The organism is Halorubrum tibetense (assembly GCF_042661865.1).
Lineage (GTDB): Archaea > Halobacteriota > Halobacteria > Halobacteriales > Haloferacaceae > Halorubrum > Halorubrum tibetense.
This window is the reverse complement of sequence record NZ_JBHSWW010000381.1, coordinates 1-1,893: the sequence shown is the minus strand read 5'-3', so window position 1 is coordinate 1,893 and position 1,893 is coordinate 1. Positions and strand designations below refer to the sequence as shown.

The 1,893-nt window shown below is 70.4% G+C and carries 2 protein-coding genes; both read right to left on the bottom strand.

The features are described from left to right. Positions 1-745 (bottom strand): saccharopine dehydrogenase family protein (locus ACFQEU_RS15305; protein ID WP_379783555.1); only part of this gene is annotated, 745 nt, incomplete at its 3' end. Between the two features lie 195 nt (positions 746-940). Continuing rightward, positions 941-1,893 (bottom strand): helix-hairpin-helix domain-containing protein (locus ACFQEU_RS15300; protein WP_379783553.1); only part of this gene is annotated, 953 nt, incomplete at its 5' end.

The window sequence follows — 1,893 nt, the reverse complement described above, 5'->3', positions numbered from 1 at the left end:
GGAGGAGCGGGGCCAGCGGCCGGGCGGCCCGTAGTAGCCGCTGAACCCGCGGCGGCACCGCGGCGTAGACGGTCACGTTTTCCACGCCAGTCGTGGACGCCGCGGTGACGATATCGCCCCACGGCACCGCGACCGCGGACCGCGTTCCCCGCCCGAAGTCGATGTCGCGCGTCCGGCTCCCTATCGGCAGTCGGACGAGTGCCCCGTCCTCACGGACGAGAGTCCCCTCGCCCAACCCCCGTACTGCGGTCCTGGCGGTCCCCCGCGAGACGTCGCCGTCGGCGTCGAAGCCGAGCGCGATCGCGGTCGCCTCGGGCAGTCGATCGACCAACCGTGCGGCGAGACAGTCGGTCGGGACCACGTCGAAGCCGACTCCGGGCAGAAGCGTCACGTCCGCCTCCGTCGCGGCCGCATCGCGACCAGCGAGCGACGCGAACACCGCGAACTCTCCGGTCACATCGAGGTAGTCGGTTCCGGTTTCGAGACACGCCTCGACCAGCGGCTCGGCGGTCGCCACGAACGGGCCGGCACAGTTGAGGACCACGTCGATATCCCGGACGCTCTCGGCGACCGTCTCGGGAGGCTGTAGCGGGAACTCACGGACCGAACATCGCAGCTCACGGCCCAGCTCCCTGAGCGGGTCCCCGTCACGCCCGGCGAGCACCGGGTCGAGTCCGCGGGCGACCGCCTCACGTGCGACCAGTTCGCCGGTGTAGCCGTACGCGCCGTACAGGAGGAACGTCACGGATCGGGTTCGGCCCCCAGTGAGTTATATCTCCGTATCCGCTCCTCTCCAGAGCATATATTAGGAAACGAACCGACGTGCCGAGGATATATACGTGAATCCGCGGCCAACCGCCCCGTGACTTGATCGAAGCCCCGGGACGGGGGACGGGTGTGCGGCAGTCGTCCCGGGCCGATGCCGCCGCCTGCTCGCCACTTATAACCGATCGCGGAGCCGTTCGGCGGTCGTCTTCCCGATCCCGTCGACGTCGCGGAGGTCCTCGACGGACGCGTCGCGGACGTTCTGGACCGACCCGAACCGCCTGAGAAGCCGCTTCCGGGTCTCCGGGCCGACGCCCGGAACGTCGTCGAGCACCGTCCGGACCTCGTCGCGGACGGTCTGGTGGTACTGCACCGCGAAGCGGTGCGCCTCGTCGCGAACTCGCTGGAGGACGTGGAGTTCGGACGTATCGTCGGGCCAGCGACGGGGGCCGTCGGGCGTCACGACGATCTCCTCAGCCTTCGCCAGTGCGACGACCGGAACGTCCCAGCCGATCTCCGCGAGCGCGTCCCGTGCAGCTCCGAGCTGTCCCTCGCCGCCGTCGATCAGCAACAGGTCCGGATCGGGGCGGTCGTCGCGCCCCTCGATTGCTCGCGTCGCACGCCATCGGACCAGCTCGCGCATGTTCGCGTAGTCGTCGTTGCGGTCGGCGAGCTTCTTCCGTCGATAGTCGCTCGTCGCCGCGCTCCCGTCGACGAAACAGACGTTCGAGCCGACGGCGGCGGTCCCCGACGCGTGGCTCACGTCGAACCCCTCGATCCGCTCCGGCCGGTCGATCCCGAGCCGCTCGCCGAGCGCGCCGACCGGATCGGTTCGCCCGCCGCGCTTTCGGGCGTTCTTGAGCGCGAGCTCGACCAGCTTCGCCTCCCGTCCCGCGCCCGGCACCCGGACCGCGACATCCTCTCCTTCGAGCCAGTCGACCACGTCGTCGTCGGGGCGCTCCGCCAGCAGTACGGCGTCCGGGAACTCCCGCTCGGCGTAGTACTGCGTGAGGAACGCGGACAGGACGGCCGCCGGGGTGTTCGGCGTCGGGTCGTCGCCCTCGTCCATGACCGCGGCGTCGAGTCGGTGGCGGTCTCGGTCGACGAGCTGGCCACGCTCGCTGTGGA